This is a genomic window from Pseudomonas sp. UBA5568, assembly GCF_002425525.1.
In the GTDB taxonomy this organism is placed as follows: Bacteria; Pseudomonadota; Gammaproteobacteria; order Pseudomonadales; family Pseudomonadaceae; genus Aquipseudomonas; species Aquipseudomonas fulva.
Window position 1 is genome coordinate 100,267 of the sequence record NZ_DIMK01000028.1, and the last position, 25,665, is coordinate 125,931.

The window sequence follows — 25,665 nt, forward strand, 5'->3', positions numbered from 1 at the left end:
CCGTGAATCTGTTGCAACATATCGCCCAATCGCGCCACCTGCTGCGCAAATCGGAACTGAAAGTGGCCGATCATGTGCTGCTGGACCCAGCCGCCGTCATGCACAGCTCGATGGCAGACCTGGCCCACAGTGTCGGCATCAGTGAACCGACCATTGTGCGTTTTTGCAGGGCCATCGGGTGCTCGGGTTTCCAGGACCTGAAGTTGAAACTGGCGCAGAGCCTGGCCGCCGGGGCCAGTTTTGGTCAGTTCGCTATTCATGAAGACGACTCCGTCGCCGATTACAGCCTGAAGATATTCGACACGACCTTGCATACCCTGATGGAGGTACGCGAGCACCTTGACCCACAGGCGCTGCAGCAGGCCGTCAGCGCCATGGCACAGGCGCAGCGTGTGGAGTTCTATGGTTTCGGCGCATCCGGGGCCGTGGCAGCAGATGCCCAGCACAAGTTCTTCCGTTTGCTGCTCAGCGCGGCGGCGTACTCCGACCCGCACATGCAGGCCATGTCTGCGGTGACGCTCAAGCCTGGCGATGTGGCGGTGTGCATTTCGCAATCAGGCCGTTCGAAGGACTTGCTGATCACGGCCAACCTGGTCCGCGAAAGCGGCGCCAATCTGATCACGCTGTGCCCCAGCCAGACCCCGTTGGCCGAACTGTCCACGGTCAACCTGGCCATTGACGTTCACGAAGACACCGAGATCTATACGCCCCTGACCTCGCGCATTGCCCATCTGGTGGTCATCGACGTGCTGGCCATGGGCGTTGCCATGGCGCGCGGGCCAAGCCTGGTCAACCACCTCAAGAGCGTGAAGCGCAGCCTGCGTAGCCTGCGACTGTCGCCCAAGTCGATCAAGGCTCATGACGACTGAGGCCTGCTTCGGTTCTTCGAGTAGAAGCCATCATCGGTCACGACGCTGTCATCATCGCGCCTCCAAACGGTAAAACCGCTGGGTCAGTCTGAGCCTTCCGCATCCTTTCTGGGAATCAGGCAATGGCTCGTGACCACGACGGTATCTACCAACCTAACGCCAAGGCTCGCAAGCAGCAGGAAAAGGACCAGCGACGCATGGCGTATCGCCGCGCCATCGAAAGCTACTGTGACCAACGGCAGCTCCTGCGTGATGTCGCCGATTACCCTGACTTCGAAGGGCTCACTGCCTGGCAGACAGCGGCACCGACTGACCTGAAAATCGCTCGACCAATGCGCTGATCAGTGACCGCTCGCTGCGTATGAACGCCTGAAAGGCGAGTGCGACCGGCGATTGCCGCTTGGCCTTGGATTGAACGACGCACCAGCTGCGGTACAGCGGTAATTCTTCGACGGGCAGTTCGATTAGGTTTCTCGTGGCCAGCTCCATGTTCACGGCATGGCGGGTCAACAACGCGATGCCCAGCCCGGCGATCACGCATTCACGCTGGGCATCGGCCGAGGCCACTTCGAGGGTTTGCGTGAAGTGCACGCGCTTTTCCTTGAAATATTCCTCACAGGCCTTGCGTGTGCCTGAGCCTTGTTCGCGTACCAGCAGCGTGTGGGGCTCGAGGTCCTGCAGGCGCAGCTGCGGCAGCCTGCACAGGGCATGCTCGGGCGGTGCGACGGCGATGATCGGGTTGTTCAGGAACGGCAGGAAGTCCAGCCCCATGTCCTGCGGCACCATGGACATGATGATCAGGTCATCACGGTTATCGGACAGCCGCCTGATGGCCTGTGCCCGGTTGACCACGGTCAAGGTCAAGTTGACCTCCGGATGGCGCTGCTTGAATGCCGCGAACAGATGCGGCACGAAGTACTTGGCGCTGGACTCGATCGCCAGCTTCAACTGCCCTTGCAAAGACCCCTGCATGTCCGACAACTGCATATCCAGGCTTTCCAGACGCCCGAAGATGTCGTGACTGGCGCGTTGCAGCGCTTCGGCGGCTTCCGTGAGGTACAACTTCTTGCCCACGTATTCGAACAACGGCTGGCCAATCAGCTCTTCGAGTTGGCGGATCTGTAGACTAACGGCGGGTTGCGTGAGTGCCATCTCTTCGGCCGCGCGGCTATAGGAGCGAAGGTCACACACCTCATTGAAGATCTGCAACTGGCGCAATGTCATACGCATCAAGGACTTACGCATTTTATTCGTCTCGTCGGCAATACCTTGTAACTTCACTATAAGCTTTTGCTAATACTGCCCCTAACAAATATTGATTTTTGTTTATCGACCTACAGCGCTAGGGTGAATCTGCGACTGGCCAAACAACAACGGGTCACGCGCCGACCGGTAGAACCGTGTCGACTGTTCATACGGCTTTGGGAAGAATCCAGTGATAAAAAAAATCCTGATCGCCAACCGAGGTGAAATTGCAGTTCGGATCGTGCGCGCTTGCGCCGAAATGGGCATCCGCTCGGTAGCGATCTTTTCCGACGCCGACCGGCATGCGCTGCATGTAAAGCGTGCAGACGAGGCTTACAGCATTGGCGCAGAGCCACTGGCCGGTTATTTGAACCCGCGCAAGCTGGTGAACCTGGCCGTGGAAACGGGCTGCGATGCCCTGCACCCTGGCTATGGTTTTCTCTCGGAAAACGCGGAGTTGGCCGAGATCTGCGCCGAGCGCGGGATCAAGTTCATCGGGCCCGCTGCCGACGTGATTCGCCGCATGGGCGACAAGACCGAAGCGCGCCGCACCATGATCGCCGCAGGCGTTCCGGTCACCCCTGGCACAGAGGGTAACGTCGCCGACATTCACGAGGCGCTCAGTGAAGGCGACCGCATTGGTTATCCGGTCATGCTCAAGGCGACGTCGGGCGGTGGCGGCCGTGGTATCCGCCGCTGCAACAGCCGTGAAGAATTGGAGCAGAACTTCCCGCGTGTGATCTCCGAGGCCACCAAGGCATTCGGTTCAGCAGAAGTGTTCTTGGAAAAGTGCATCGTCAACCCCAAGCACATCGAGGCGCAGATTCTCGGCGACAGCTTTGGCAACGTCGTGCACTTGTTCGAGCGCGACTGCTCCATCCAGCGGCGTAACCAGAAGCTCATCGAAATTGCTCCGAGCCCTCAACTCACGCCCGAGCAACGCGCGTACATCGGCGACCTGGCAGTGCGTGCAGCCAAGGCGGTGGACTACGAGAATGCCGGTACCGTGGAGTTTCTGCTGGCCGGTGGCGAAGTGTACTTCATGGAAATGAACACACGCGTGCAGGTCGAGCACACCATCACCGAGGAAATCACCGGTATCGATATCGTGCGTGAGCAGATCCGCATCGCATCGGGCCTGCCCCTGTCGGTGAAGCAGGAAGATATCCAGCACCGTGGTTATGCCCTGCAGTTTCGGATCAATGCCGAAGACCCGAAGAACAACTTCCTGCCCAGCTTTGGCAAGATCACCCGTTATTACGCGCCGGGTGGCCCAGGTGTACGTACCGATACCGCCATTTACACCGGCTACACCATTCCACCGTTCTACGACTCGATGTGCCTGAAGCTGGTGGTGTGGGCATTGACGTGGGAAGAGGCCATGGATCGCGGCCTGCGGGCCTTGGATGACATGCGCGTTCAGGGGGTCAAGACCACCGCGGCGTACTACCAGGAAATCCTGCGTAATCCGGAATTTCGTAGCGGTCAGTTCAACACCAGCTTCGTTGAGACCCACCCGGAGCTGACCAACTATTCGATCAAGCGCAAACCCGAAGAGCTGGCCCTGGCCATCGCTGCCGCCATCGCCGCCCACGCAGGCATTTGAATACAGCTGCACGCTGCGAACCCAGATTGCCAGCCGGCGCCAACGCGTCTGTGCAGGCCGACTGAGGCGCGAAGCTTGCCGCGACGAGGAGATAACAATGTCCAAGAAGATTCACGTAACCGATACGATCCTGCGCGACGCCCACCAGTCCCTGTTGGCCACCCGCATGCGCACCGAAGACATGCTGCCGATCTGCGAGAAACTCGACAAGGTCGGTTATTGGTCACTGGAAGTCTGGGGTGGCGCCACCTTCGATGCTTGTGTGCGTTTCTTGAAGGAAGACCCGTGGGAGCGCCTGCGCAAGCTGCGTGCAGCACTGCCCAACACGCGCCTGCAAATGCTGCTGCGCGGCCAGAACCTGCTGGGTTACCGTCACTACAGCGACGATGTGGTCAGGGCATTCGTCGCCAAGGCCGCCGTCAATGGCATCGATGTATTCCGCATCTTCGACGCCATGAACGATGTGCGTAACCTGCGTGTGGCCATCGAGGCGGTCAAAGCCTCGGGCAAGCACGCCCAGGGGACCATCGCCTACACCACCAGCCCGGTGCACACCATCGAGGCGTTCGTGAATCAGGCCAGGCAGATGGAGGCCATGGGTTGCGACTCGATCGCCATCAAGGACATGGCCGGCCTGCTCACCCCGTTTGCCACCGGCGAGTTGGTCAAGGCACTCAAAGCCGAGCAGTCGCTGCCGGTCTTCATTCACTCGCACGACACCGCGGGCCTGGCTGCCATGTGTCAGCTCAAGGCTGTGGAAAACGGCGCTGATCACATCGACACCGCCATTTCCAGCTTCGCCTGGGGCACCAGCCATCCGGGTACCGAGTCCATGGTGGCGGCGCTCAAAGGCAGCGAGTTCGATACCGGGCTGGACCTGGAGCTGCTGCAGGAGATCGGCCTGTATTTCTATGCCGTACGCAAGAAATATCACCAGTTCGAAAGCGAGTTCACTGCCGTGGATACCCGCGTGCAGGTCAACCAGGTGCCAGGCGGCATGATTTCCAACCTGGCCAACCAGCTCAAGGAGCAGGGCGCGCTGAACCGCATGAACGAAGTGCTGGCGGAAATCCCGCGTGTGCGTGAAGACCTGGGCTTTCCACCGCTGGTTACCCCCACTTCGCAGATCGTCGGCACCCAGGCATTCTTCAACGTACTGGCCGGTGAGCGCTACAAGACCATCACCAACGAGGTGAAGCTGTACCTGCAAGGCGGTTACGGCAAGGCGCCGGGGGTGGTCAACGAGCAACTGCGTCGGCAAGCGATCGGCAGCGAAGAGGTGATCGATGTACGCCCGGCCGATCTGCTCAAACCGGAGATGACCAAGCTGCGTGCCGACATCGGGGCCCTGGCGCGCTGTGAAGAGGACGTGCTGACGTTCGCCATGTTCCCGGACATTGGCCGCAAATTCCTGGAAGAGCGCGAGGCCGGCACCCTGGCCCCCGAAGCGCTGCTGCCTATCCCTGAAGCCGGCGCCGTTTCCGCCCCGGGCGGAGAAGGCGTACCAACCGAATTCGTGATCGATGTGCACGGTGAAACCTACCGCGTGGACATCACCGGTGTAGGCGTCAAGGCAGAGGGCAAGCGTCACTTCTACCTGTCGATCGACGGCATGCCGGAAGAGGTGGTGTTCGAGCCGCTCAACGAGTTCGTCAGCGGCGGTAGCAGCAAGCGCAAGCAGGCCAGCGCCCCGGGCCATGTCAGCACCACCATGCCTGGCAACATCGTCGATGTGCTGGTCAAGGAAGGCGATACGGTCAAAGCCGGGCAGGCTGTGCTCATCACCGAGGCGATGAAAATGGAAACCGAAGTGCAGGCGGCTATCGCGGGCAAGGTCGTGGCCATCCACGTGGCCAAGGGCGATCGCGTGACGCCGGGCGAAATCCTGATCGAGATCGAGGGCTGAACCTGATCCCTTGACCATGGGTTAACCTCGGGGGAGCGCAATGCTCCCCTTTTTTATCAGGGTACGTTGCTACAAGGGCTTGCCAGGCGGCATGCCTCGAGCGTTCGCAACTGACCTGCCGGGCTTTGGTTCTCAGCGCTCAACCAGCGCTCGAAAGCGGCGGCCACCTGCGGCCACTCGTCATCGGTAATCGAATACCAGGCGGTATCCCGGTTGTGATCCTTAACCACCAGATGCTTTCGAAACACGCCTTCGAAAACGAAGCCCAATCGCTCAGCTGCGCGTCTGGAGCGAGCATTGGCGTTGTTGCACTTCCATTCGAGGCGTCGGTTACCGAGCGCAAAGCCAAGTCTTGCCAGCAGATACACCGCCTCGGTGCCCTTGGGCGTTCGCTGCATCGCGGCTCCGAAGGCAACGTGACCAATCTCGATGCGACCATGATCGGGCACGATCGACATCAAGCTGAGCAGCCCCTGCGCCTGGCCCGAGGTGCGATCGATGACGGTGAAGAACAGTGGGTCTGTACCCGCAGCGTTGGCTTGCAGCCAACGGTCGAACCCAGCGCGCTCGGCAAATGGGCCATAAGGCAGGTAGTCCCACAGCGCTGGATCGGCAGCCGCACCTTGCAGCACCTCCCATAGATCGTCGCCATGCCGTGCAGGCTCGAGTTTCTCCAGGCGAATGAAATGCCCATCGATAGGCTGCGCCGTGGGCGCGCTGGCCGGCTTCCAGTTCAATGCATCGCTCATGCTGGCCTAAACCCCTTTACGGAATTGAATGAACCCTGAGCGCTCGGCTACCCGCTCATACAGGTCGATGGCAGTGGAGTTGGTTTCATGGGTTAACCAGTGCACCTTGGTGCAGCCGTCCGCGCTCGCCGCCTGATAGACGTGCTGAATCAGTTGGCGGCCAATACCCAAGCCACGCTGCTCGCCAGCCACGTACAGGTCTTGCAGGTAGCAGGCATTCTCGATGCTCCAGTTGGAACGATGGTAGATGAAGTTGACCATGCCCACCGCTTTCTCATCCAGCCAGGCGAGCGCCGAGTGCGTGGGCTCGCGAGTATCGAGCAGACGCCCCCAGGTCGTGAGACTGACCGTCTCGGACAGTTCTGTCTTGTAGAACTGCAAGTAGGCCTGCCACAGGGCAAGCCAAGTGGCGTGGTCGTTGGCAGTTACCGGGCGTACGGTAATGTTCGTCATGGTCTATCCCTTGGCGGCTGGCACGTGTGCGCAGCCTGTTCGATTGCAGGTATAAGGGTGATGCTATGCACAAGATTGGCTCTCGGTAAGAGCCATTTACTCCGCTTTTGATAGAGCCAATGCCGTGAGCGAGTTGCATCACGATCTTTCCTTCGACCCTGCCGGGATCACGCTAGACCGCCGTCTGGGGCTCAGCCAGCAGTTGTATCAAGCCCTACGGGAACGAATGCTCGATGGTCGCCTGGGCAGCGGTACTCGGCTGCCTGCAACCCGGGAAATAGCCAGGATGTTGGGCATTTCGCGCAACAGCGTTGTCCAGGCCTACGAGCAGCTTCACGCGGAGGGTTTCATCGAGTCGCGGGTCGGTGATGGGACCTATGTAGGAACATCGAGCAAACTGTCCACACACCTATCCACAGGCTTATACCCTGGGTTATCAACAAGGTTATCCACAAACTCTTCGTCTGATACTGAGGATTTATCCAGTTACAGCCGTGCTGATGCCGCCTTGCAACTGCTCGAAAAACATCATCTGGCACCCCCCAGAGGTGGCAAGCCACGAGCGTTTCGCGTCGGCCTGCCCGCGTTCGACCTATTTCCTTTCGACGTCTGGGCCAAGCTGCAAGCGGCTTTCTGGCGTAATCCGTCCCCAGCCAGGTTGAGCTATGGGGACCCGGCGGGTGAACCCGCCTTGCGTGAGCTGATCGCTACTTACATGCGCCGTTCGCGAGGGCTGAATTGTACAGCTGCACAAATTGTGATCACCCATGGCGCACAGGACGCCATCAGTCTTTGTTCACAGTTGCTGCTAGGCGCTGGCGATACCGTGGCTGTGGAAAACCCGGGCTATCGCGCCGCAGGCCATGCCTTTGCTTTGAGCGGAGCTGAGGTAAGGGGTATCGCCGTTGATGCACAGGGAATGGATTGCACCGAGCTCGAACGGCTGGAAAAATGTCGGCTGGCCTACGTGACTCCGGCTCACCAGTACCCGACAGGTGTCACCATGAGCCTGGCCCGACGCCTACAGCTGCTGGCTTGGGCTCGCCGTACCCAGGGCTGGATCATCGAAGACGATTACGACGGCGAGTACCGTTACAGCGGTGCGCCCCTGGCGCCCTTGGCTGCGCTGGACCAACATGGACGGGTCCTGTACGTCGGTACCTTCGGCAAGATCGCTTTCCCAGCCTTGCGCCTTGGTTATCTTGTGTTACCGCCCGCATTGGCCGAACCCTTCAGCCAGGGCAGGGCGCTGGCCTCCCGGCATTCGGAAATCAGCAGTCAATGCGTGATGGCGGAGTTCATGGCGCGTGGGCATTTTCAGCGGCATATAAGGCGCATGCGCAAGGCCGCCCTTGCACGGCGCGACGCGATACTGGCCGGGTGGCCTACCGGTATCCAAGGCATGGGCGCCATGCCGGATATCGCAGCTGGCCTGCATGTCACACTGGCTGTGGATAACGTCAGCCGGGAAAGGGCGTTGGTGGCCCAGGCCGAAGCCGTTGGCGTGGAAGTGACGCCCTTGAGCCATTTTTGGCTGGATGACAGCACGTGCCCTGTGGATAAACGGGCAGGGCTGGTAGTGGGCTTTGCGGCAGTGCCTGAAAGGGAAATCGCCGAGGCCTTGCTGAAGCTACGCAAGGCCTGGCGGTCTTGAACGGCGCACCGTGAAGAGCGGCTGGGGCCACGACCCCAGCCGCAGGTGGTCATGATCCGGACTTGATGCGTGTCCATGCCCGTGTGCGTGCGCGCTCTGCATCGCGAGCCAGTGGCTTTAGCGTATACAGCTTGGTCATTGCATCGGCGGTTGGATACAAGTTGGGGTTGTTGCGAATCGCTGGGCTCACCTTGTCCGTAGCGTCTTTATTCGGGTTCGGATAGCCCACGAAGTCACTGATCGGCGCAATCACTTCAGGCCGGAACAGGTAATTGATAAAGGCGTGAGCGTCCTGCGGATTGGCAGCATTTTTTGGAATTGCCAGCATGTCGAACCAGATCGGCGCCCCTTCCTTGGGCAGGCGCATGTCCACCACGACACCGTTGTTGGCCTCGCGGGCACGGTTGGCAGCCTGCGAGAAACTGCCGCTGTAGCCCACAGCGACGCAGATGTCACCGTTGGCCATGTCTGCCATGTACTTGGAGGAGTGGAAGTAGGTGACGGATGGGCGAATTTTCAGCAACAGGGCTTCGGCTTTCTTGTAGTCCTGCGGGTGTTCGCTGTTGGGCGGCAGGCCCAGGTATTGAAGGGCCAGCGGCATGATCTCGGAGGGTGAGTCGAGCAGGGCCACGCCACATTGCTTGAGCTTGGCGATGTTCTCTTCCTTGAAGATCAGGTCCCAACTGTCCACAGGTGCGTTTTCCCCCAGCGCAGCCTTGACCTTGGCCGGGTTGAAGCCGATCAGTATGGTGCCGTACATGTACGGCACGGCAAAGCGGTTACCGGGGTCGTTGGCTTCGATCAACTTCATCAGGGCCGGGTCCAGGTGCTGCCAGTTCGGCAGTTTGCTGCGATCGAGCGGCTGGAATACGCCGGCCTCGATCTGCTTGGCCAGAAACACGTTGGACGGCACCACCACATCGTAACCAGAGTTGCCGGTCAGCAACTTGGCTTCCAGCGCTTCATTGGTGTCGAAGATGTCATACACCAGCTTCACACCGCTGTCCTTCTGGAAGTCGGTCAGCGTCTGCGGGGTGATGTAGTCGAACCAGTTGTACACGCGCAGCGTGCGCTGTTCGGCCTGGGCGGGCAGGGTGCCTGCGCACAGTACCGCAGCGACGAGAGGGGCGAGTAGCTGTTTGATCGTGGCCATTATCGAGCTCCGGGTTGTGCGCGCTGGAAGCCTTCGAGCACGTTGACGGCGTTGATGCCGATTTCTTCCACGGCATAGCCACCTTCCATCACGAACAGGGTGGGCTTGCCGAGCTGCGCGATGCGCTTGCCCATCTCCAGGTAATCAGGGCTGTCGAGCTTGAACTGGGAGATCGGATCATCCTTGAACGTGTCCACCCCCAGCGACACCACCACTACCTCAGGCTCATACGCGGCGATGCGTTCGCAAGCGTCTTCCAGGGCTGCGCGCCAGGTCGACCAGTCACTGCCTGCCGGTAGCGGATAATTCACATTGCAGCCCTCGCCGGCACCCGCCCCGGTTTCGTCGGCATAGCCCAGGAAGAAGGGGAATTCGTCCTGAGGATCACCATGGATGGAGGCGAAGAAAACATCGGCGCGGCTGTAGAAAATGTCTTGGGTACCATTGCCGTGGTGGTAGTCCACGTCGAGGATGGCAACCTTTGCCCGTCCTTGGTCGATGAAGGCCTGGGCAGCGATGGCTGCATTGTTCAGGTAGCAGTAGCCCCCCATGACGTCGCCTGCCGCGTGATGCCCCGGTGGACGACACAATGCGAACGCGGCGTGGGCACCCTGCTCGATGGCCGCTTGCGCCGTGAGCGCGACCTGGGCTGCGCTGTAGGCGGCCTGCCAGGTGCCTGCCGTGATCGGAGCACCTGCATCGAAGCTGTAGTAACCAAGCTCGCCGTGCAACCCTGTAGGCTTGACCGCCCGCAGCGTGCGAGCAGGCCAGGTATAGGGGAGCAGATCGCCCTCCTGGCCCATGGCCGCCCAGCGCGCCCAGGCGCCTTCGAAGAAGTCGAGATAATCGGCGCTGTGCACGCGCAGCAATGGCGTACGGCCAAAATCATCAGGGCCTTTGACCTCACCCAGCTCGCGTTTGCGGACTTGGGCCAGGACATGGTCGGCACGCGAAGGCATCTCGAAGCAAGGCATGAGCTTGCCATCGATCAGCTCGCAGCGGCCATGGTGCAGGCGGTGATCATCGGAATAGATCGTCAGCATTGTTGTTCTCCGGTGGGTACTGGCGTGCCTTCATTGTCACGAACGGGCCGCTCAGCGAGAACATCTGAACCGGCCAAAAGGGGATAGATATGGCCAACGTCGAACACCTTCATCGTGTGGGCAGCTACCCTAGGCCTACCAGCAGGCTTACCCGCGAAACCGAGTCGGCGCCACGCCACTCCAGCGCACAAAGGCGTGACGGAAACTGGCCGTCTCGCTGTACCCAAGCGTTTCGGCAATGCGGTGGATCGGCATGTGCCCGTCGGCGAGCAGTTCCTTGGCCCGTTCGAACTTCAACTCATCGAGCAATTGCTGATAGCTGCTGCCCAGCGCCTGCAGGTGACGGCGAAGTGTACGGGACGAGCAATTCATCTGCCGTGCCAGGCCCTCCAGGCCCGGCGCCGCTTCCAGTTGGTTGACAAGCAGTTGGCGAACGCGCCCCAACCATGCCTGCCGGCCGGTGAATTCTAGGTTCAGGCGTCGGCATCGCTCCTTCATGGCCTTGTGGGTGATCGGGTCGGCCAGAGGCAGTGGCGCGTTCAGCCAGTGCCGCTCGAAGGCGAAGGCGTTGTCAGGCGAGGCGAAGGTGATTGGGCACTGAAACAGGCGCCTGTAGCGCGCGTGGTAACCCGGGCGCAGGTGCTCGAAGCGCGCCCCAAGCAGCGGCAGATCATGGCCTAGCAAGTCGTCGCAGATGACCTTCAACGACACCAGGCAGAATTCGGCGTTGAAAGCGCTCAGCGCAGGACTATCCCGGTAATCGCTGGCGCTGAGCCAGACACGGTGGCCGTCGTCGAGCAGGCGCAAGGTGAAAACTGTTCCCAGCAGTGCCGGATACTGCAATGCCAGGCCCAGGGCGTCACCCAAAGTGGCACTGGACAGCAGCGCGTACCCCAGCATGCCGTAGGCAGACACGCGCATGCGCTGGCCCAACTCCAGGCCAATGTCCTCCCGGCGGGCCACGGCGTTGGCACAGACCTGCAGTTCCTGCTGGGTCGTGATGCGTGCATCGGCATGGCCAAGGTCCGCTGGGCCTATGCCGCTGCCGGCTAGCAGCTCCGAGGCCTCGCAGCCTTGGGCCTGAAAGACGTTGAGGATCAGCGAAACCGCGTTGAGGGTAGTCAGGTGGCTGTGCAGCATGCGGAGTGGTCCCGTGGGTCTGGGACGCATTATCGAGCAAGTTGTATGCCGAGTGTCGTCGATGGCTGCCAATCGGCACCGGGCGGGCAAAAAAAAGCCCGAAGCATACGCCCGGGCTTAGGAAAGGTTGAGAGGTGTCTAGTCCCTCGACCTGGTGAGACGGTTACAGCGTTCTGGTCAGGCCTTCAGCGGAACCAGACGCGGGGCGATCATGTTTTCCGGACGCAGGATGTCGTCGAGCATCGCGTCGTCCAGCAGCTTCTCTTCACGCACCAGCTCAAGCACACCGCGGCCGGTTTCCAGGGCAACGCGAGCGATACGGGTGGCGTTTTCGTAGCCGATGTAAGGGTTCAGGGCGGTGACCAGGCCGATCGAGTGCTCGACCAGTTCACGGCAGCGCTGTTCGTTGGCGGTGATGCCGACGATGCAATGCTCGCGCAGCATGTCCATGGCGCGTTGCAGCAGGCGAATCGAGTCGAAGATCTTGTAGGCGATCAACGGCTCCATCACGTTCAGCTGAAGCTGGCCGCCTTCGGCCGCGACGGTCAGGGCCAGGTCGTTGCCCATGATGGCAAAGGCCACTTGGTTTACGGCTTCCGGGATCACCGGGTTCACCTTGCCTGGCATGATCGAGCTGCCGGGCTGACGAGCCGGCAGGTTGATCTCGTTGATGCCGGTACGTGGGCCGCTGGACAGCAGGCGCAGGTCGTTGCAGATCTTCGACAACTTGACCGCGGTGCGTTTGAGCATGCCGGAGAACAGTACGAAGGCGCCCATGTCGGAGGTGGCTTCGATGAGGTCCGCAGCCGGTACCAGCGGCTGGCCACTGATGGTTGCCAGACGCTGTACAGCCAGGGCCTGGTAGCCCGGGTCGGCGTTGATGCCGGTACCAATCGCGGTGCCACCCAGGTTGATCTCGGTGAGCAGCTCAGGTGCCAGCGAGCGCAGACGCTGCAGGTCTTCGGTCATGGTGGTGGCGAAGGCGCGGAATTCCTGGCCCAGGGTCATCGGCACGGCATCCTGCAGCTGGGTGCGACCCATCTTCAGTACGTGGTCGAATTCCTTGCCTTTGGCGGCGAAGGCCTGGATCAGGCTCTCAAGGCTGGCCAGCAGGGCGTCGTGACCCAGCAGCAAGCCCAGGCGAATAGCAGTGGGGTAGGCGTCGTTGGTCGACTGCGCCATGTTCACATCGTTGTTGGGGTGCAGGTACTGGTACTCACCTTTCTGGTGACCCATGGCCTCCAACGCGACGTTGGCGATGACTTCGTTGGCGTTCATGTTGGTGGAGGTACCGGCACCCCCTTGGATCATGTCGACCACGAACTGCTCGTGGTAGTCGCCCTTGATCAGACGGGCGCAGGCTGCACTGATGGCAGCGTGCTTGGCATCGCTCAGGTGGCCCAGCTCACGGTTGGCGTCGGCAGCGGCCTGCTTGACCATGGCCAGGGCCACGACCAGCTTGGGGTAGTGCGACAGAGGAACGCCAGAGAGGTGGAAGTTGTTGGCAGCGCGCAGGGTCTGGATGCCGTAGTAGGCATCGGCAGGAACTTCAAGGGTGCCCAACAGATCTTTTTCGACGCGGAACGATGCAGCAGCGGACATGATAAATATCATCTCGAGTTTGACCCGGCACATGCCGGAATGGCGCCAATCCTAGGCCCTAAGGTGTTTTTGCGGCCAATGCTGTTGCACGCTAACCTATGCACAAACGGCATAGTGATAGATGTGACGCCGATTGATTTTCGAGCGTGTTCCATTTTGGTGCACGGCAGGGGAGCGGCCCGATGAACCTAGAAAGCAAATGGCTGGAGGACTTCAGTGCCCTGGCCTCGACCCGCAGTTTTTCCCAGGCGGCGGAGCGGCGCTTCGTAACGCAGCCGGCCTTCAGCCGGCGGATTCGTAGCCTGGAGGCGGCCCTGGGCCTTACCCTGGTCAACCGATCCCGCACCCCCATCGAGCTGACAGAGGCGGGCCAGCTGTTTTTGGTAACGGCCCGCACGGTTGTCGACCAGCTGAGCGAAATTCTTCGCCATTTGCATCATCTTGAAGGTGGTCAGGGCGAAGTGATTCAAGTGGCAGCCGCGCACTCGCTCGCATCGGGCTTCTTCCCACGCTGGGTGGCCCAACTGCGCAACGATGGGCTGAACATCGCCACCCGGCTTGTTGCCACCAACGTCGGCGATGCAGTGCATGCCTTGAGGGAAGGCGGCTGCGACCTGATGCTAGCGTTCTACGACCCTGACGCAGCCTTGCAGATGGATGCCGAAATCTTTCCCTCGCTGCACATGGGCACCACCGAAATGCTGCCCGTTTGTGCCGTGGATGCAGAAGGCAAACCGTTGTTTACCCTGGAGGGTGAAACCAGCGTGCCATTATTGGCCTACAGCGCCGGGGCCTTCCTGGGTCGTTCGGTGAACCTGCTGCTGCGCCAGCGCAATCTGCGTTACACCACCGTCTATGAAACCGCCATGGCTGACAGCCTCAAGAGCATGGCCCTGGAGGGGATGGGGGTGGCATGGGTACCGCGCCTGTCCATGCGCGGCGAACTGGAGCGTGGAGAACTTGCGATCTGTGGTGGCAGCCAGTGGCACGTGCCGCTGGAAATTCGCCTGTACCGCTGCGCCTTGGTCCGCAAGGCCAACGTCCGTTTGCTGTGGCGCAAACTGGAGTCGACCGGCGTCCAGGGCGAGGCATCAATTTGAAGTGTATTTCAGATAATCCGCGATTCTTGTCGCTGTAGCCATAGCCGTTCGAGCGGGAAAACTTGTCCCGCGAGACAGCTTGCCCTTTGATCCGGCATGTGCTTATGGGGGTGGGCGCTCCCTCCTTGAATACGCTACAATCCTGCGCCTTCGGCCGACCCGGTCGATTCATAATCCGTATGACGAGCCACGCCGGTCCACCTGCGTGGCTTGTTGCTTTTAGCGCGCCAGAAGGCGCTTGCAGGAGAGGCTCGACGATGAGTGCACTGGTTGGCGTGATCATGGGCTCCAAGTCCGATTGGTCCACCCTTAGCCACACCGCCGATATGCTGGAAAAACTCGGCATTCCTTACGAGGTGAAGGTGGTTTCCGCCCACCGTACGCCGGATCTGCTGTTCCAGTACGCCGAAGAGGCTGATGGCCGGGGCATCGAGGTGATCATCGCCGGTGCCGGTGGTGCAGCCCACTTGCCTGGCATGTGCGCGGCCAAGACCCACCTGCCGGTGCTGGGCGTGCCAGTGCAGTCGTCGATGCTTTCGGGCGTTGATTCGTTGCTGTCGATCGTGCAGATGCCTGCCGGCGTGCCGGTTGCCACCCTGGCCATCGGCCGCGCGGGCGCAATCAATGCCGCGCTGTTGTCGGCCAGCATCCTTGGCGCCAAGCACCCTCAGTACCACGCGGCGTTGAAGCAGTTCCGCACGGAACAGACCGACACCGTGCTGGACAATCCAGATCCGCGTCAGGCTTGAGGTTCAACCCATGAAAATCGGTGTAATCGGTGGCGGCCAGTTGGGCCGCATGCTAGCACTGGCGGGTACTCCGCTGGGCATGAACTTCGCCTTCCTCGACCCGGCGCCCGATGCCTGTGCCGCCTCTCTGGGCGAGCACTTGCTCGCGGGCTATGGCGACCAGGAACACCTGCGTCAGCTGGCCGATCAGGTTGACCTGGTTACCTTCGAGTTCGAGAGCGTTCCGGCCGAGACCGTGGCGTTTCTTTCGCAGTTCGTGCCGGTGTACCCAAGTGCCGAGGCCCTGCGCATCGCCCGTGACCGCTTGTTCGAGAAAAGCATGTTCCGTGACCTGGGGATCCCCACCCCCGCGTTCGCCGACATCCTGTCCCAGGCAGACCTGGACGCCGCAGTGGCGAGCATCGGCCTGCCAGCGGTGCTCAAGACCCGCACCCTGGGCTATGACGGCAAGGGCCAGAAAGTCCTGCGCACCGCGCAAGACGTGGTCGGCACCTTTGCCGAACTGGGCAGCGTGCCGTGCCTGCTCGAAGGCTTCGTACCCTTTACCGGTGAAGTATCGCTGGTCGCGGTCCGGGCCCGCGATGGTGAAACGCGGTTCTATCCGCTGGTGCACAATACGCACGACAGCGGCATCCTGCACCTGTCGGTCGCCAGTCAGGCGCATCCGTTGCAAGCGCTGGCTGAAGACTACGTCGGTCGCGTGTTGCAACAACTCGATTATGTCGGGGTCATGGCGTTCGAATTCTTCGAGGTCGACGGTGGGCTCAAGGCCAATGAAATTGCACCGCGCGTGCACAACTCCGGGCACTGGACCATCGAAGGCGCCGAGTGCAGCCAGTTCGAAAACCACGTGCGTGCCATCGCCGGTTTGCCATTGGGTTCCACTGCCAAGGTCGGAGAGAGCGCCATGCTCAACTTCATCGGTGAAGTCCCCCCAGTGGAGCAGGTCGTGGCCATCGACGACTGCCACCTGCACCACTATGGCAAGGCGTTCAAGGCCGGACGCAAGGTTGGCCATGCCACATTGCGGTGCCAGGACATGGCCACACTCGAGCACAAGATTGCGCAAGTCCAGGCGCTGATCGGCAACTGATCGAGCGCCAATTCGAACTTCTGCATCCGGCTGGCCCTCTGAAGTGGCAACAAGCCAAAGCGCTGCCTAGGCTTTGGCTTGTTCCATCTTTACTGCAAGGGGATTGCCATGGGTATCATCGGAACCATCTTCATCGGCCTCATCGTCGGCCTGCTGGCTCGTTTCATCAAACCGGGCGACGACAGCATGGGCTGGATCATGACCATCCTGCTCGGTATCGCGGGCTCGCTGTTGGCCACCTATGGCGGTCAGGCGCTTGGTATCTACCAGGCAGGTCAGGCAGCCGGCTTCTTTGGCGCACTGGTAGGCGCCATCCTTCTTCTGGTGATCTACGGATTCATCAAGAAACGCTGAATACTGGTTAGAATGCCGGCAATTCATCCCGAGTTGCCGAGCATTCCATGCGTGCCTTCTTCATTGCCCTCCTGTTGTCGGCCAGCTCCCTGGCCCATGCCGAATTGCCCGAGACCGACTGGCTGGAACTGATGCCCAAGTCGGACCAGAAGGCGCTCGAGCAGATGCCCGAAATCGACCATAACTCTCCCGAAGCCATGGGCACCTTCACCGCCAAAGGTGGCTTGAAGCAGGGCAAGGGGCTGCCTGCGGTCATGTACTCGACGAAAACCGTGCCCGCCCTGAACGGCAAGAGCATTCGCCTGGGTGGCTACCCCGTGCCGCTTGAAAGCGATGCCAAGGGCCACAGCACCTTGTTCTTCCTGGTGCCATACCCAGGTGCATGCATCCACGTCCCGCCACCGCCACCCAACCAGCTGGTGTTGGTGCGCTATCCAAAAGGGCTGAAGATCGATGACATCTACACGCCGCTGTGGGTCAGCGGCACGCTGAAGGTGGAAAAGGTCAGCAACGACCTGGCCGACGCGGCCTATGCCTTGGACGCCGCGAAGGTGAGGGTAGTGGTGGACGCCGATCTTTGAGGCGTGTCCGAGTGGCTAGTCGCGCGGGGTCACTTCACAATCGATCCTGACCCCCAGCGAACTGCTGGCCCCGGGCTGCAACTGCACCACGTCGTCCCAGACGTTCGCCGTCTCGATGCACAGCATGCGTTGCCAGCCGTCATCGGCCATGTCCGGCAATTCCTTGGCCCGTGCGGTCCAGGGGTTCCAGATCACCGCCGAGCGGGATCCACTGCTGGTCAGGATGATCCGCCTGCCCCAGGCCGGGTCGACGATGCTCAGCGTTGGCGGCGTATCCAGATAGATCCGGTCCGTCTCGCCGGTAAACGCCAGCGCACCCTGCTGCAGGCGCTGTTGCCAGTCGGCCAGGGTTTCGATGTAAGCCAACCCCTCGACACCGTCGACCTTGGCCTGGCGCACATCACTGACGGCAAAATAATTGTGCAGGGCCTGGCTGATAGTGACCGGGCTATCGCCAAGGTTGCGGCTGGTCAGTTGCAGCGTCAACGCCTCGTCCAGCACGACCACCAGCTTCAGCGCCACGGTGTGCGGCCACCCGGGCAATCCACCTTGCGCTTCGGCCATTTCGAACTCGATCCGCAGGGTTTCGCCCACTTCCTCCAGGCTCAGCAATTGCCAGTCACGCGTGCGGACAAGGCCGTGGGCTGGCGCTTGTTCAGCGTGGTACATGGACTGGACGGTTTCAGGGTTGCGCTGCAGGTCGCCAAACCATGGCCAGCATACAGGCGCCCCTGCCCGAACCGACTTCCCCTGGCGGAAAATGGCCTTGTCGCTCAACCACAGCAACGGTGGCTCGCCTGTGCGCTGGTAGCTGAGGACCTGTGCACCCTGGCGGGCGATCAGTAGTTCGGCGAAGCTGCTGCGGATACGCCAGCAGTGAAGCTCGCCATGTTGCTCGGTCGTTACCTGGAAGGTGGCCATTGCGTCATCTCATTGGTTGCCAGTGGGCCTTGGACCCGGGCGCAGGCAATGAGTTTACCGCTGGCAGGCCTCAGCGACGAGGGACGGAACGGGTGCGGCCGCTGCCATCGATTGCGACGAAGACGAAGACGGCTTCGGTCACCTTGCGCCATTCGCTGGACAGTGGATCGTCGCTCCATACCTCGACCATCATCTGGATGGAGCTGCGCCCGATCTCCAGCGTCTGGGTATAGAAGGACAACTGTGCGCCCACGGCCACCGGTACCAGAAACGCCATGCGATCTATCGCCACGGTAGCGACGCGGCCACCGGCAACACGGCTGGCCATGGCGGTACCTGCCAGGTCCATCTGGGCGACCAGCCAGCCGCCGAAGATATCGCCAAAGCCGTTTGTTTCGCGTGGCAGTGCGGTGATCTGCAAAGCAAGGTCACCCTGCGGAATTGGATCTTCTTGTTCGAGCTCAATCATGCGGTGGGGCCTCTGACCCGTGACGCTTTTCCTGGATGCGGCGCTTAGGCCGGTAAACGATTCAGCTGACAACATACTACGCCGATTCGTATGACGAGACGGCCGTGGGAAATGCTTCGAAACCGTCTGAGTATAGTGACCGGAGTTTTCGCACAATATCCCACGCTAGCAGGACACATTTCGTACGAAACGCCAGTATATAGAGCATCTACGCAAGCGACGACCATGCGTTCTTGCAGGTCGGTATGGATTGCGTGTCGCTTTCAGCCGCGTTCGGCAATTTGCTATCTTCGCCTTCGCCTTGAACAAGCCGCATCCCGTGTGGCCTTGCCCTATAAAGAGAATAACCGTGATGACTTCCGCGCCGAGCAGTATCGAGCAGGCCCCGCGGCCGCTGACCCGCAGTGACTACAAGACCCTTTCGCTGTCTGCGCTGGGCGGGGCGCTGGAGTTCTACGACTTCATCATCTTCGTGTTCTTCGCCACCGTGGTCGGCAAGCTGTTCTTCCCAGCCGACATGCCAGAGTGGCTGCGGTTGATGCAGACGTTCGGCATTTTCGCCGCAGGCTATCTGGCGCGGCCCCTGGGCGGCATCATCATGGCGCATTTCGGCGACCTGCTGGGCCGCAAGAAGATGTTCACCCTGAGCATCTTCATGATGGCCCTGCCCACCCTGATCATGGGCCTGCTGCCGACCTACGCGCAGATTGGCCTGTGGGCGCCGATCCTGTTGCTGTTGATGCGGGTGATCCAGGGGGCGGCCATCGGCGGGGAAGTGCCGGGCGCCTGGGTATTCGTCTCGGAGCACGTGCCGGCGCGCAATACCGGCTATGCCTGCGGCACGCTCACTGCCGGTTTGACGGCCGGTATCTTGCTGGGCTCGCTGGTCGCGACCTTGATCAACAGCGTCTACAGCGCCGAAGAAGTGGCCAGCTATGCCTGGCGAATTCCGTTTCTGCTGGGCGGTGTGTTCGGTCTGTTTTCGGTCTACCTGCGCCGTTGGCTGCATGAAACCCCGGTGTTCGCAGAAATGCAGCAACGCAAAGCCCTGGCCGAAGAGCTGCCGCTGCGGGCGGTGCTGCGCGATCATCGCGGGCCCATCGTGCTGTCCATGTTGCTGACCTGGATGCTGTCGGCAGGCATCGTGGTGGTGATCCTCATGACGCCAGCCTTGTTGCAGAGCATCTACCACATCAGCCCTACCGACTCGCTCAAGGCCAACAGCCTGGCCATCGTGCTGCTGAGCCTGGGTTGCATTGGCGCCGGTAGCCTGGCCGATCGCTTCGGCGCGGGCCGTGTGTTCGTGGTCGGCAGCCTGATGCTGTTGGTCAGTTCCTGGGCGTTCTACCACAGCTTGCCCACACGGCCCGAGCTGTTGTTCCCGTTGTATGCGGTGACCGGCCTGTGCGTGGGCGTGATTGGCGCAGTGCCCTACGTGATGGTCAAGGCATTTCCGGCTGCGGTGCGCTTCAGCGGCTTGTCGTTTTCCTACAACGTCGCCTATGCCATTTTTGGCGGCCTGACGCCGATGGCGGTAACCGGGCTTCTGAAGGTCAGCCCCATGGCGCCCGCTTACTATGTGGCTGTCCTGTGCATGGTCGGCTTTTCGGTAGGTCTGTACTTGCTCGCCAACAAGCGTTGAATCGCCTTGGCCACTGACACTTGCTCCCTGTAGCAGCGCTTCGACACGATGATGGCATTTCATCCAATTGTCACAATCAAGTCATATCGTGTTCATGCGCGCTGCAGATACTGGCCCCCGTTCCCTCTCTGCACCCCCATTCCAGCTAGGAGCAAGGCATGAAATTGAAGCGTTTGATGGCGGCCCTTACCTTTGCCGCCGCTGGCGTTGCAACCGCCAACGCAGTGGCCGCTGTCGATCCTGCTATCCCGACCTACACCAAGACCACGGGTGTTTCGGGCAACCTCTCCAGCGTCGGCTCCGATACCCTCGCGAACCTGATGACCCTGTGGGCCGAGGCCTACAAAAAGGAATACCCGAACGTCAACATCCAGATCCAGGCAGCGGGTTCGTCCACTGCGCCACCGGCGCTGACCGAAGGCACCGCCAACCTCGGCCCCATGAGCCGCAAGATGAAGGACGTCGAATTGCAGGCGTTTGAGCAGAAGTATGGCTACAAACCGACTGCCATTCCGGTTGCGGTCGACGCCCTGGCGGTGTTCGTGCACAAGGACAACCCGATCAAGGGTCTGACCATGGCCCAGGTCGATGCCATTTTCTCTTCGACCCGCCTGTGTGGTGGCAAGGCCGAGATCAAGACCTGGGGCGATGCCGGAGTAACCGGCGACCTTGCCAACAAGCCGATCCAGCTGTTCGGCCGTAACTCGGTGTCCGGCACGTATGGTTACTTCAAGGAAGAAGCCCTGTGCAAAGGTGACTTCAAGCCCAACGTCAACGAGCAACCTGGTTCCGCCTCGGTGGTGCAGTCCATCAGCTCGTCGCTCAACGGTATCGGCTACTCGGGTATCGGCTACAAGACGGCCAGCGTCAGGACCGTGCCGCTGGCCAAGAAGGAGGGCGGCGAGTTCGTCGAGGACAACGAGACCAACGCCCTGAACGGCAGCTACCCGCTCTCGCGCTTCCTGTACGTTTACGTCAACAAGGCGCCGAACAAGCCGCTGGCCCCGCTGGAGGCCGAGTTCGTGAAGCTGGTACTGTCGCAGGCCGGCCAGCAGGTGGTCGTCAAGGATGGCTACATTCCGCTGCCTGCCAAAGTCGTCGACAAGACCCTGGCCGACCTGGGCCTGTCCCACGCCGGCAACGTCGCCAAGCAGTAATCGAACCCTGCAGGGGCAAGCCGTTGGGCTAGCCTCTTCAGCACTCCCAGCCCGGGGCCAGCCTTACTGTGCTTCGGGCTTTCGTGCGTCACTGCATTGTCATGTTTTTGTCATACGGGACCGCTAGGGTGTGCCCCATGAATGATCTGGCCAACTCCACAATGACCCAAGATTCCCAGCCTGCACGCATCGATTTCAACACGCCGGAGTTGCAGCGCAAGCGACGCCTGCGTGCGCTCAAGGACCGCCTGACGCGCTGGTACGTGCTGGTGGGCGGGCTGGCTGTGCTGGCCGCGATCACCTTGATCTTCTTTTATCTGGCGTATGTGGTTCTCCCGTTATTCCAGGGCGCCGAGCTGACCAGCAAGCAGGCATTGCAACCTGCCTGGCTCAAGGAGGAGGCGGGCAAGCCGTTGATGATCGCCCTCGAGGAGCAGAACCTGGTTGGCATGCGGGTTTCGGACCAGGGCCAGGTGCTGTTCTTCGACACCAAGACCGGCGAAGCGCTCGAGCGCGTCGACCTGCCCATCCCTGCCGGCGTACAGGTCTCTTCGATCGGTACCGACCAGCCAGGCAGCTCGATGGTGATGCTGGGGTTGTCCAATGGCCGGGCGTTGGTGTTCACCCATACCTACAAGATCACCTACCCCGACAACAAGAAAACCATCACGCCGACCATCGACTACCCCTATGGCAAACAGCCTTTCGTGCTGGATGAACAGGCGCGGGTGCTGGAGCACGTCAGCGCCAGCGTCAATGGCGACACGCTGTTGCTGGCTGGCTCCACGGGGGCGCACCTGCAGGTCATCGCGTTGACGCGCAGCGAAAACATGATGACCGCCGAAGTCACGACCGAGCAGACCCGCATCGAGCTGCCGCAAATGACCGAAACGGTGAAGAACATCTTCATCGATCCGCGCCAGCAGTGGCTGTACGTGATCAATGGTCGCGCCACTGCCGACGTGTTCAGCCTGCGCGACAAGAGCCTCAACGGGCGCTACACCCTGGCGCAGAGCGCTGATACCGAAGTGACGGCCACTGCGCAGCTGGTAGGCGGCATTTCACTGATCATCGGTGACTCACACGGTGGGCTGGCCCAGTGGTTCATGGCCCGTGACCCGGACGGGGAATCCCGTTTCAAGCAGATTCGTACCTTCCAGCTGGGCACCTCGCCCATCGTGCAGATTGACGCCGAAGAGCGCCGCAAGGGCTTCATCGCCCTGGACGCAGAAGGCAAGCTGGGTGTTTTCCACAGCACGGCGCACCGCACCCTCTTGGTCGAGTCCGTGGCCCAGGGCCCAGGTATCCTTGCCCTGTCACCGCGCGCCAACCGGATCATGATCGAAGAGCCCGGCAGGTTGCTGCCATTGAAGCTGCACAACCCCCATCCGGAAGTGTCTTTCAGCGCGCTGTGGGGCAAGGTATGGTACGAGAATTACGACGCGCCCAAGTACGTGTGGCAGTCGACCGCGTCCAATACCGATTTCGAGCCCAAGCTGAGCCTTTCGCCGCTGACCTTCGGTACGCTCAAGGCTGCCTTCTACGCCATGATCCTTGCCGCGCCGCTGGCCATTGCCGCCGCGATCTACACAGCCTACTTCATGGCCCCTGGCATGCGCCGCAAGGTCAAGCCGGTGATCGAACTGATGGAGGCGATGCCCACGGTCATCCTGGGGTTCTTCGCGGGGCTGTTTTTGGCGCCGTACCTGGAAGGCCACCTGCCAGGGGTCTTCAGCCTGTTCCTGCTCATGCCGGTCGGCATCCTGCTGGCAGGGTTCACCTGGAGCCGGCTGCCTGAATCCATTCGCCTGCGGGTACCGGATGGCTGGGAGGCGGCCATTCTTATCCCAGTCATTCTACTCACCGGCTGGTTTGCCCTTGGCATGAGCCCGTACCTTGAAAGCTGGCTCTTTGGCGGCGACATGCGCCTGTGGATCACCAATGACCTGGGTATCACCTATGACCAACGCAATGCACTGGTGGTCGGGATCGCGATGGGTTTTGCCGTCATTCCCAACATCTACTCGATTGCCGAGGACGCCGTCTTCAGCGTGCCGCGCAGCCTGACGCTGGGCTCCCTGGCACTGGGTGCAACGCCTTGGCAGACCCTCACCCGGGTAGTGATCCTGACCGCCAGCCCCGGCATCTTCTCGGCGCTGATGATCGGCATGGGCCGGGCTGTCGGTGAAACCATGATCGTGCTGATGGCCACCGGTAATACACCGGTGATGGAGATGAACCTGTTCGAAGGCATGCGCACGCTGGCTGCCAACGTAGCGGTGGAAATGCCGGAATCCGAAGTTGGGGGCAGTCACTACCGGGTGCTGTTCCTCGCCGCGTTGGTGCTGCTGATGTTCACCTTCGTCATGAACACCTTGGCCGAGCTGATTCGCCAGCGTCTGCGCAAGAAATACTCGTCGCTTTGATAGAAAGGTAGCGATCCGTGAAAAAGGATTCCCTCAAAGGCTGGTTCAAGAGCGGTGCCCCCGGTGTATGGATGAGCGGCGGCGCGGTGGCCATGGCGGTGATCATGACCGTTGGCCTGCTGGCAGTGATCGCCGTACGCGGCCTGGGGCATTTCTGGCCGGCCGATTTGATCCAGGCCACCTACGCCGTGCCGGGCCAGGCCCAGCAGACGGTCATCGGTGAAGTGGTACAGCAGGAAGAAGTGCCGCGTGCGCGCCTCAAGGGCGCCGGTTTGCCCGTGCCCGACCAGGGCCCGGAGTTCATGACACGCGAATTGATCAAGGTCGGAAACCGGGACCTCAATGGCAGCGACTTCACTTGGGTCGTGGGCGACTGGCTTGTCGATCAGCAGCGCCCCGAACAGCTGATGGCCCTGGAACGCCGCGAGTGGGGCAACTTCTATGGCTATCTGGTGAGCGTCAAGGAACAAGGCCGAGTGGTGGCGCAAGGGGCTGCGGCCTGGGGTGAGCTGCAAGCGCGCCTGGCCCGGGCCAGCGAGCTCAACAAGACGCTGCAAGCGCTGGAGAAGAAAGACATCGGTGCCATCAACCATGGCCTGGAGCGGTTGCGCCTGCAGGCGCGCAAACTCGAGCTTGAAGGCAAGCTGGACGCAGCGGCCCAGGCTGACATCGAGGCTGACCGCGCCGAGCTCAACAGCCGCTACAAAGCCATCGAAGATCGCCTGACCACGCTTCATCGGGATTTTGCCCGCGACACACTGGTGGCGCGCGATGGCAATGGCCGTGAAGTCGAGATCAACCTCAGCAAGGTGGTCCATGCCATCCAGCCCAACGGCATGTCGACCCTGGCCAAGCTGGGGGTGTACTTCGCCAAGGTGTGGGAGTTTCTCAGCGACGACCCGCGTGAGGCCAACACGGAGGGCGGTATCTTCCCGGCCATCTTCGGCACGGTGATGATGACCCTGATCATGGCCGTGATCGTCACGCCCTTTGGCGTGCTGGCAGCGGTCTATCTGCGCGAGTATGCCCGGCAGGGGCCGGTGACACGCCTGATCCGCATCGCCGTCAACAACCTTGCCGGTGTACCGGCCATCGTCTACGGCGTTTTCGGCCTGGGCTTCTTCGTGTACGTGCTGGGCGGCTCGATCGATCGCCTGTTCTTCGCCGAAGCCTTGCCGGCGCCCACCCTGGGCACGCCGGGCCTGTTGTGGGCGTCACTGACACTGGCATTGTTGGCCGTGCCGGTGGTGATCGTGGCCACCGAGGAAGGGCTGGCGCGCATTCCGCGCACCCTGCGCGAGGGTTCGTTGGCCTTGGGTGCCACCAAGGCCGAAACGCTGTGGAAGATCGTTCTGCCCATGGCCAGCCCGGCCATGATGACCGGCATGATCCTGGCCGTTGCTCGCGCCGCGGGTGAAGTCGCACCGCTGATGCTGGTGGGCGTGGTCAAGCTGGCGCCGTCGCTGCCGGTGGATGGCAATTACCCCTACCTGCACCTGGATCAGAAGATCATGCACCTGGGCTTTCATATCTACGATGTGGGCTTCCAGAGCCCGAACGTGGAAGCGGCGCGGCCACTGGTGTACGCCACGGCACTGCTGCTTGTGATGGTCATCGCGACACTGAACCTGTCGGCCGTGTGGATCCGTAACCACCTTCGTGAGAAATACAAGGCGCTCGACAGCTGAGCCAGGCGTCGAACGTTCAAGCGGCGTCGCCGACGCGAGGCGTCCGCTTCGTCCCAACGTGCTAC

General features: G+C 61.2%; 23 protein-coding genes. 14 read left to right on the forward strand and 9 right to left on the reverse strand.

All coding sequences use genetic code 11. From position 1 onward, the window contains the following. The first annotated feature begins 2 nt into the window (after positions 1-2). Positions 3-869, forward strand: a complete 867-nt coding sequence (hexR, locus tag B2S33_RS09190) for a transcriptional regulator HexR (protein WP_023532857.1) — start codon at positions 3-5, stop codon at positions 867-869. Positions 870-991: 122 nt separating this feature from the next. Further along, positions 992-1,210, forward strand: a complete 219-nt coding sequence (locus tag B2S33_RS09195) for a PA3496 family putative envelope integrity protein (RefSeq protein ID WP_080992801.1) — start codon at positions 992-994, stop codon at positions 1,208-1,210. On the opposite strand, the gene B2S33_RS09200 is transcribed toward B2S33_RS09195, so the two are convergent. Further along, a complete protein-coding gene (locus B2S33_RS09200) occupies positions 1,152-2,114 on the reverse strand; it encodes a LysR family transcriptional regulator (RefSeq protein ID WP_027913330.1) in 963 nt (320 codons plus the stop codon). The genes B2S33_RS09195 and B2S33_RS09200 overlap by 59 nt on opposite strands. A gap of 190 nt (positions 2,115-2,304) precedes the next feature. On the opposite strand from B2S33_RS09200, the gene B2S33_RS09205 reads away from it, so the two are divergent. Next, positions 2,305-3,720: an acetyl-CoA carboxylase biotin carboxylase subunit gene (locus B2S33_RS09205; protein WP_288650177.1), complete on the forward strand. Its 1,416-nt coding sequence runs from the start codon at positions 2,305-2,307 to the stop codon at positions 3,718-3,720. A gap of 97 nt (positions 3,721-3,817) precedes the next feature. Beyond that, positions 3,818-5,626 carry a sodium-extruding oxaloacetate decarboxylase subunit alpha gene (gene oadA, locus B2S33_RS09210; protein ID WP_196110271.1) on the forward strand — a complete coding sequence of 603 codons (1,809 nt, stop codon included), beginning with the start codon at positions 3,818-3,820 and terminating at the stop codon, positions 5,624-5,626. Between the two features lie 56 nt (positions 5,627-5,682). Here the strand turns inward: oadA and B2S33_RS09215 are convergent, their stop codons facing one another. Together B2S33_RS09215 and B2S33_RS09220 are read right to left on the reverse strand one after the other, a co-directional pair. Continuing rightward, entirely contained in the window at positions 5,683-6,375 is a 693-nt protein-coding gene (locus B2S33_RS09215; RefSeq protein WP_242809954.1) for a GNAT family N-acetyltransferase, read from the reverse strand. 6 nt (positions 6,376-6,381) lie between these two features. Beyond that, on the reverse strand, positions 6,382-6,828 hold the full coding sequence (locus B2S33_RS09220) for a GNAT family N-acetyltransferase (protein ID WP_027913334.1): 447 nt from the start codon (positions 6,826-6,828) through the stop codon (positions 6,382-6,384). 124 nt (positions 6,829-6,952) lie between these two features. Between B2S33_RS09220 and B2S33_RS09225 the strand changes: the two genes are divergently transcribed. Continuing rightward, positions 6,953-8,482 (forward strand): PLP-dependent aminotransferase family protein, encoded by a 1,530-nt coding sequence (locus tag B2S33_RS09225; protein ID WP_288650178.1) that lies wholly within the window; start codon positions 6,953-6,955, stop codon positions 8,480-8,482. A gap of 49 nt (positions 8,483-8,531) precedes the next feature. Here B2S33_RS09225 and B2S33_RS09230 read toward each other — a convergent pair whose 3' ends face one another. The 4 genes from B2S33_RS09230 to aspA all read right to left on the reverse strand — a co-directional run bounded on the left by B2S33_RS09230 (position 8,532) and on the right by aspA (position 13,420). Then, entirely contained in the window at positions 8,532-9,635 is a 1,104-nt protein-coding gene (locus tag B2S33_RS09230) for a polyamine ABC transporter substrate-binding protein (RefSeq protein ID WP_288650179.1), read from the reverse strand. Beyond that, the gene (locus tag B2S33_RS09235) at positions 9,635-10,678 is read right to left on the reverse strand and encodes a histone deacetylase family protein (protein WP_027913337.1); all 1,044 of its coding nucleotides are present in this window, start codon (positions 10,676-10,678) and stop codon (positions 9,635-9,637) included. Before B2S33_RS09235 ends, B2S33_RS09230 begins: the two co-directional genes overlap by 1 nt. 147 nt (positions 10,679-10,825) lie before the next feature. Next, positions 10,826-11,818 (reverse strand): AraC family transcriptional regulator, encoded by a 993-nt coding sequence (locus B2S33_RS09240; RefSeq protein WP_028686789.1) that lies wholly within the window; start codon positions 11,816-11,818, stop codon positions 10,826-10,828. A 177-nt stretch (positions 11,819-11,995) separates the two neighbouring features. Then, complete coding sequence (gene aspA / locus B2S33_RS09245) at positions 11,996-13,420, reverse strand: aspartate ammonia-lyase (RefSeq protein WP_023532531.1); 1,425 nt, start codon at positions 13,418-13,420, stop codon at positions 11,996-11,998. A 182-nt stretch (positions 13,421-13,602) separates the two neighbouring features. On the opposite strand from aspA, the gene B2S33_RS09250 reads away from it, so the two are divergent. The 5 genes from B2S33_RS09250 to B2S33_RS09270 all read left to right on the forward strand — a co-directional run bounded on the left by B2S33_RS09250 (position 13,603) and on the right by B2S33_RS09270 (position 17,297). Further along, positions 13,603-14,520 carry a LysR substrate-binding domain-containing protein gene (locus B2S33_RS09250; protein ID WP_027913339.1) on the forward strand — a complete coding sequence of 306 codons (918 nt, stop codon included), beginning with the start codon at positions 13,603-13,605 and terminating at the stop codon, positions 14,518-14,520. A gap of 257 nt (positions 14,521-14,777) precedes the next feature. Continuing rightward, on the forward strand, positions 14,778-15,269 hold the full coding sequence (gene purE, locus B2S33_RS09255) for a 5-(carboxyamino)imidazole ribonucleotide mutase (RefSeq protein WP_023532690.1): 492 nt from the start codon (positions 14,778-14,780) through the stop codon (positions 15,267-15,269). A 10-nt stretch (positions 15,270-15,279) separates the two neighbouring features. Further along, positions 15,280-16,362, forward strand: coding sequence for a 5-(carboxyamino)imidazole ribonucleotide synthase (locus B2S33_RS09260; protein ID WP_028686788.1), 1,083 nt, complete (start codon positions 15,280-15,282; stop codon positions 16,360-16,362). A gap of 108 nt (positions 16,363-16,470) precedes the next feature. Then, a complete protein-coding gene (locus B2S33_RS09265) occupies positions 16,471-16,716 on the forward strand; it encodes a GlsB/YeaQ/YmgE family stress response membrane protein (RefSeq protein WP_023532347.1) in 246 nt (81 codons plus the stop codon). 47 nt (positions 16,717-16,763) lie between these two features. Then, positions 16,764-17,297 (forward strand): DUF3299 domain-containing protein, encoded by a 534-nt coding sequence (locus B2S33_RS09270; RefSeq protein ID WP_027913341.1) that lies wholly within the window; start codon positions 16,764-16,766, stop codon positions 17,295-17,297. A 15-nt stretch (positions 17,298-17,312) separates the two neighbouring features. Here B2S33_RS09270 and B2S33_RS09275 read toward each other — a convergent pair whose 3' ends face one another. Next, positions 17,313-18,218, reverse strand: a complete 906-nt coding sequence (locus tag B2S33_RS09275; protein WP_088522814.1) for a D-hexose-6-phosphate mutarotase — start codon at positions 18,216-18,218, stop codon at positions 17,313-17,315. A 70-nt stretch (positions 18,219-18,288) separates the two neighbouring features. Continuing rightward, positions 18,289-18,687: an acyl-CoA thioesterase gene (locus tag B2S33_RS09280; RefSeq protein ID WP_003253317.1), complete on the reverse strand. Its 399-nt coding sequence runs from the start codon at positions 18,685-18,687 to the stop codon at positions 18,289-18,291. A gap of 352 nt (positions 18,688-19,039) precedes the next feature. On the opposite strand from B2S33_RS09280, the gene B2S33_RS09285 reads away from it, so the two are divergent. The 4 genes from B2S33_RS09285 to pstA all read left to right on the forward strand — a co-directional run bounded on the left by B2S33_RS09285 (position 19,040) and on the right by pstA (position 25,600). Next, positions 19,040-20,329, forward strand: a complete 1,290-nt coding sequence (locus B2S33_RS09285) for an MFS transporter (RefSeq protein ID WP_023532734.1) — start codon at positions 19,040-19,042, stop codon at positions 20,327-20,329. 158 nt (positions 20,330-20,487) lie between these two features. Beyond that, positions 20,488-21,486 (forward strand): phosphate ABC transporter substrate-binding protein PstS, encoded by a 999-nt coding sequence (locus tag B2S33_RS09290; protein WP_088522815.1) that lies wholly within the window; start codon positions 20,488-20,490, stop codon positions 21,484-21,486. A 137-nt stretch (positions 21,487-21,623) separates the two neighbouring features. Further along, positions 21,624-23,912 carry an ABC transporter permease subunit gene (locus tag B2S33_RS09295; RefSeq protein WP_288650180.1) on the forward strand — a complete coding sequence of 763 codons (2,289 nt, stop codon included), beginning with the start codon at positions 21,624-21,626 and terminating at the stop codon, positions 23,910-23,912. 71 nt (positions 23,913-23,983) lie between these two features. Further along, on the forward strand, positions 23,984-25,600 hold the full coding sequence (gene pstA, locus B2S33_RS09300) for a phosphate ABC transporter permease PstA (protein ID WP_173645903.1): 1,617 nt from the start codon (positions 23,984-23,986) through the stop codon (positions 25,598-25,600). Positions 25,601-25,665: the final 65 nt, after the last annotated feature.

Bases quoted from the DNA above. Each gene is read 5' to 3' on its own strand.
- B2S33_RS09195 (WP_080992801.1), top strand. From the start codon at position 992: ATGGCTCGTGACCACGACGGTATCTACCAACCTAACGCCAAGGCTCGC.
- B2S33_RS09200 (WP_027913330.1), bottom strand. From the start codon at position 2,114: ATGCGTAAGTCCTTGATGCGTATGACATTGCGCCAGTTGCAGATCTTC.
- oadA (WP_196110271.1), top strand. From the start codon at position 3,818: ATGTCCAAGAAGATTCACGTAACCGATACGATCCTGCGCGACGCCCAC.
- B2S33_RS09215 (WP_242809954.1), bottom strand. From the start codon at position 6,375: ATGAGCGATGCATTGAACTGGAAGCCGGCCAGCGCGCCCACGGCGCAG.
- B2S33_RS09220 (WP_027913334.1), bottom strand. From the start codon at position 6,828: ATGACGAACATTACCGTACGCCCGGTAACTGCCAACGACCACGCCACT.
- B2S33_RS09230 (WP_288650179.1), bottom strand. From the start codon at position 9,635: ATGGCCACGATCAAACAGCTACTCGCCCCTCTCGTCGCTGCGGTACTG.
- B2S33_RS09235 (WP_027913337.1), bottom strand. From the start codon at position 10,678: ATGCTGACGATCTATTCCGATGATCACCGCCTGCACCATGGCCGCTGC.
- B2S33_RS09240 (WP_028686789.1), bottom strand. From the start codon at position 11,818: ATGCTGCACAGCCACCTGACTACCCTCAACGCGGTTTCGCTGATCCTC.
- aspA (WP_023532531.1), bottom strand. From the start codon at position 13,420: ATGTCCGCTGCTGCATCGTTCCGCGTCGAAAAAGATCTGTTGGGCACC.
- B2S33_RS09250 (WP_027913339.1), top strand. From the start codon at position 13,603: ATGAACCTAGAAAGCAAATGGCTGGAGGACTTCAGTGCCCTGGCCTCG.
- purE (WP_023532690.1), top strand. From the start codon at position 14,778: ATGAGTGCACTGGTTGGCGTGATCATGGGCTCCAAGTCCGATTGGTCC.
- B2S33_RS09260 (WP_028686788.1), top strand. From the start codon at position 15,280: ATGAAAATCGGTGTAATCGGTGGCGGCCAGTTGGGCCGCATGCTAGCA.
- B2S33_RS09265 (WP_023532347.1), top strand. From the start codon at position 16,471: ATGGGTATCATCGGAACCATCTTCATCGGCCTCATCGTCGGCCTGCTG.
- B2S33_RS09270 (WP_027913341.1), top strand. From the start codon at position 16,764: ATGCGTGCCTTCTTCATTGCCCTCCTGTTGTCGGCCAGCTCCCTGGCC.
- B2S33_RS09275 (WP_088522814.1), bottom strand. From the start codon at position 18,218: ATGGCCACCTTCCAGGTAACGACCGAGCAACATGGCGAGCTTCACTGC.
- B2S33_RS09280 (WP_003253317.1), bottom strand. From the start codon at position 18,687: ATGATTGAGCTCGAACAAGAAGATCCAATTCCGCAGGGTGACCTTGCT.
- B2S33_RS09285 (WP_023532734.1), top strand. From the start codon at position 19,040: ATGACTTCCGCGCCGAGCAGTATCGAGCAGGCCCCGCGGCCGCTGACC.
- B2S33_RS09290 (WP_088522815.1), top strand. From the start codon at position 20,488: ATGAAATTGAAGCGTTTGATGGCGGCCCTTACCTTTGCCGCCGCTGGC.
- B2S33_RS09295 (WP_288650180.1), top strand. From the start codon at position 21,624: ATGAATGATCTGGCCAACTCCACAATGACCCAAGATTCCCAGCCTGCA.
- pstA (WP_173645903.1), top strand. From the start codon at position 23,984: ATGAGCGGCGGCGCGGTGGCCATGGCGGTGATCATGACCGTTGGCCTG.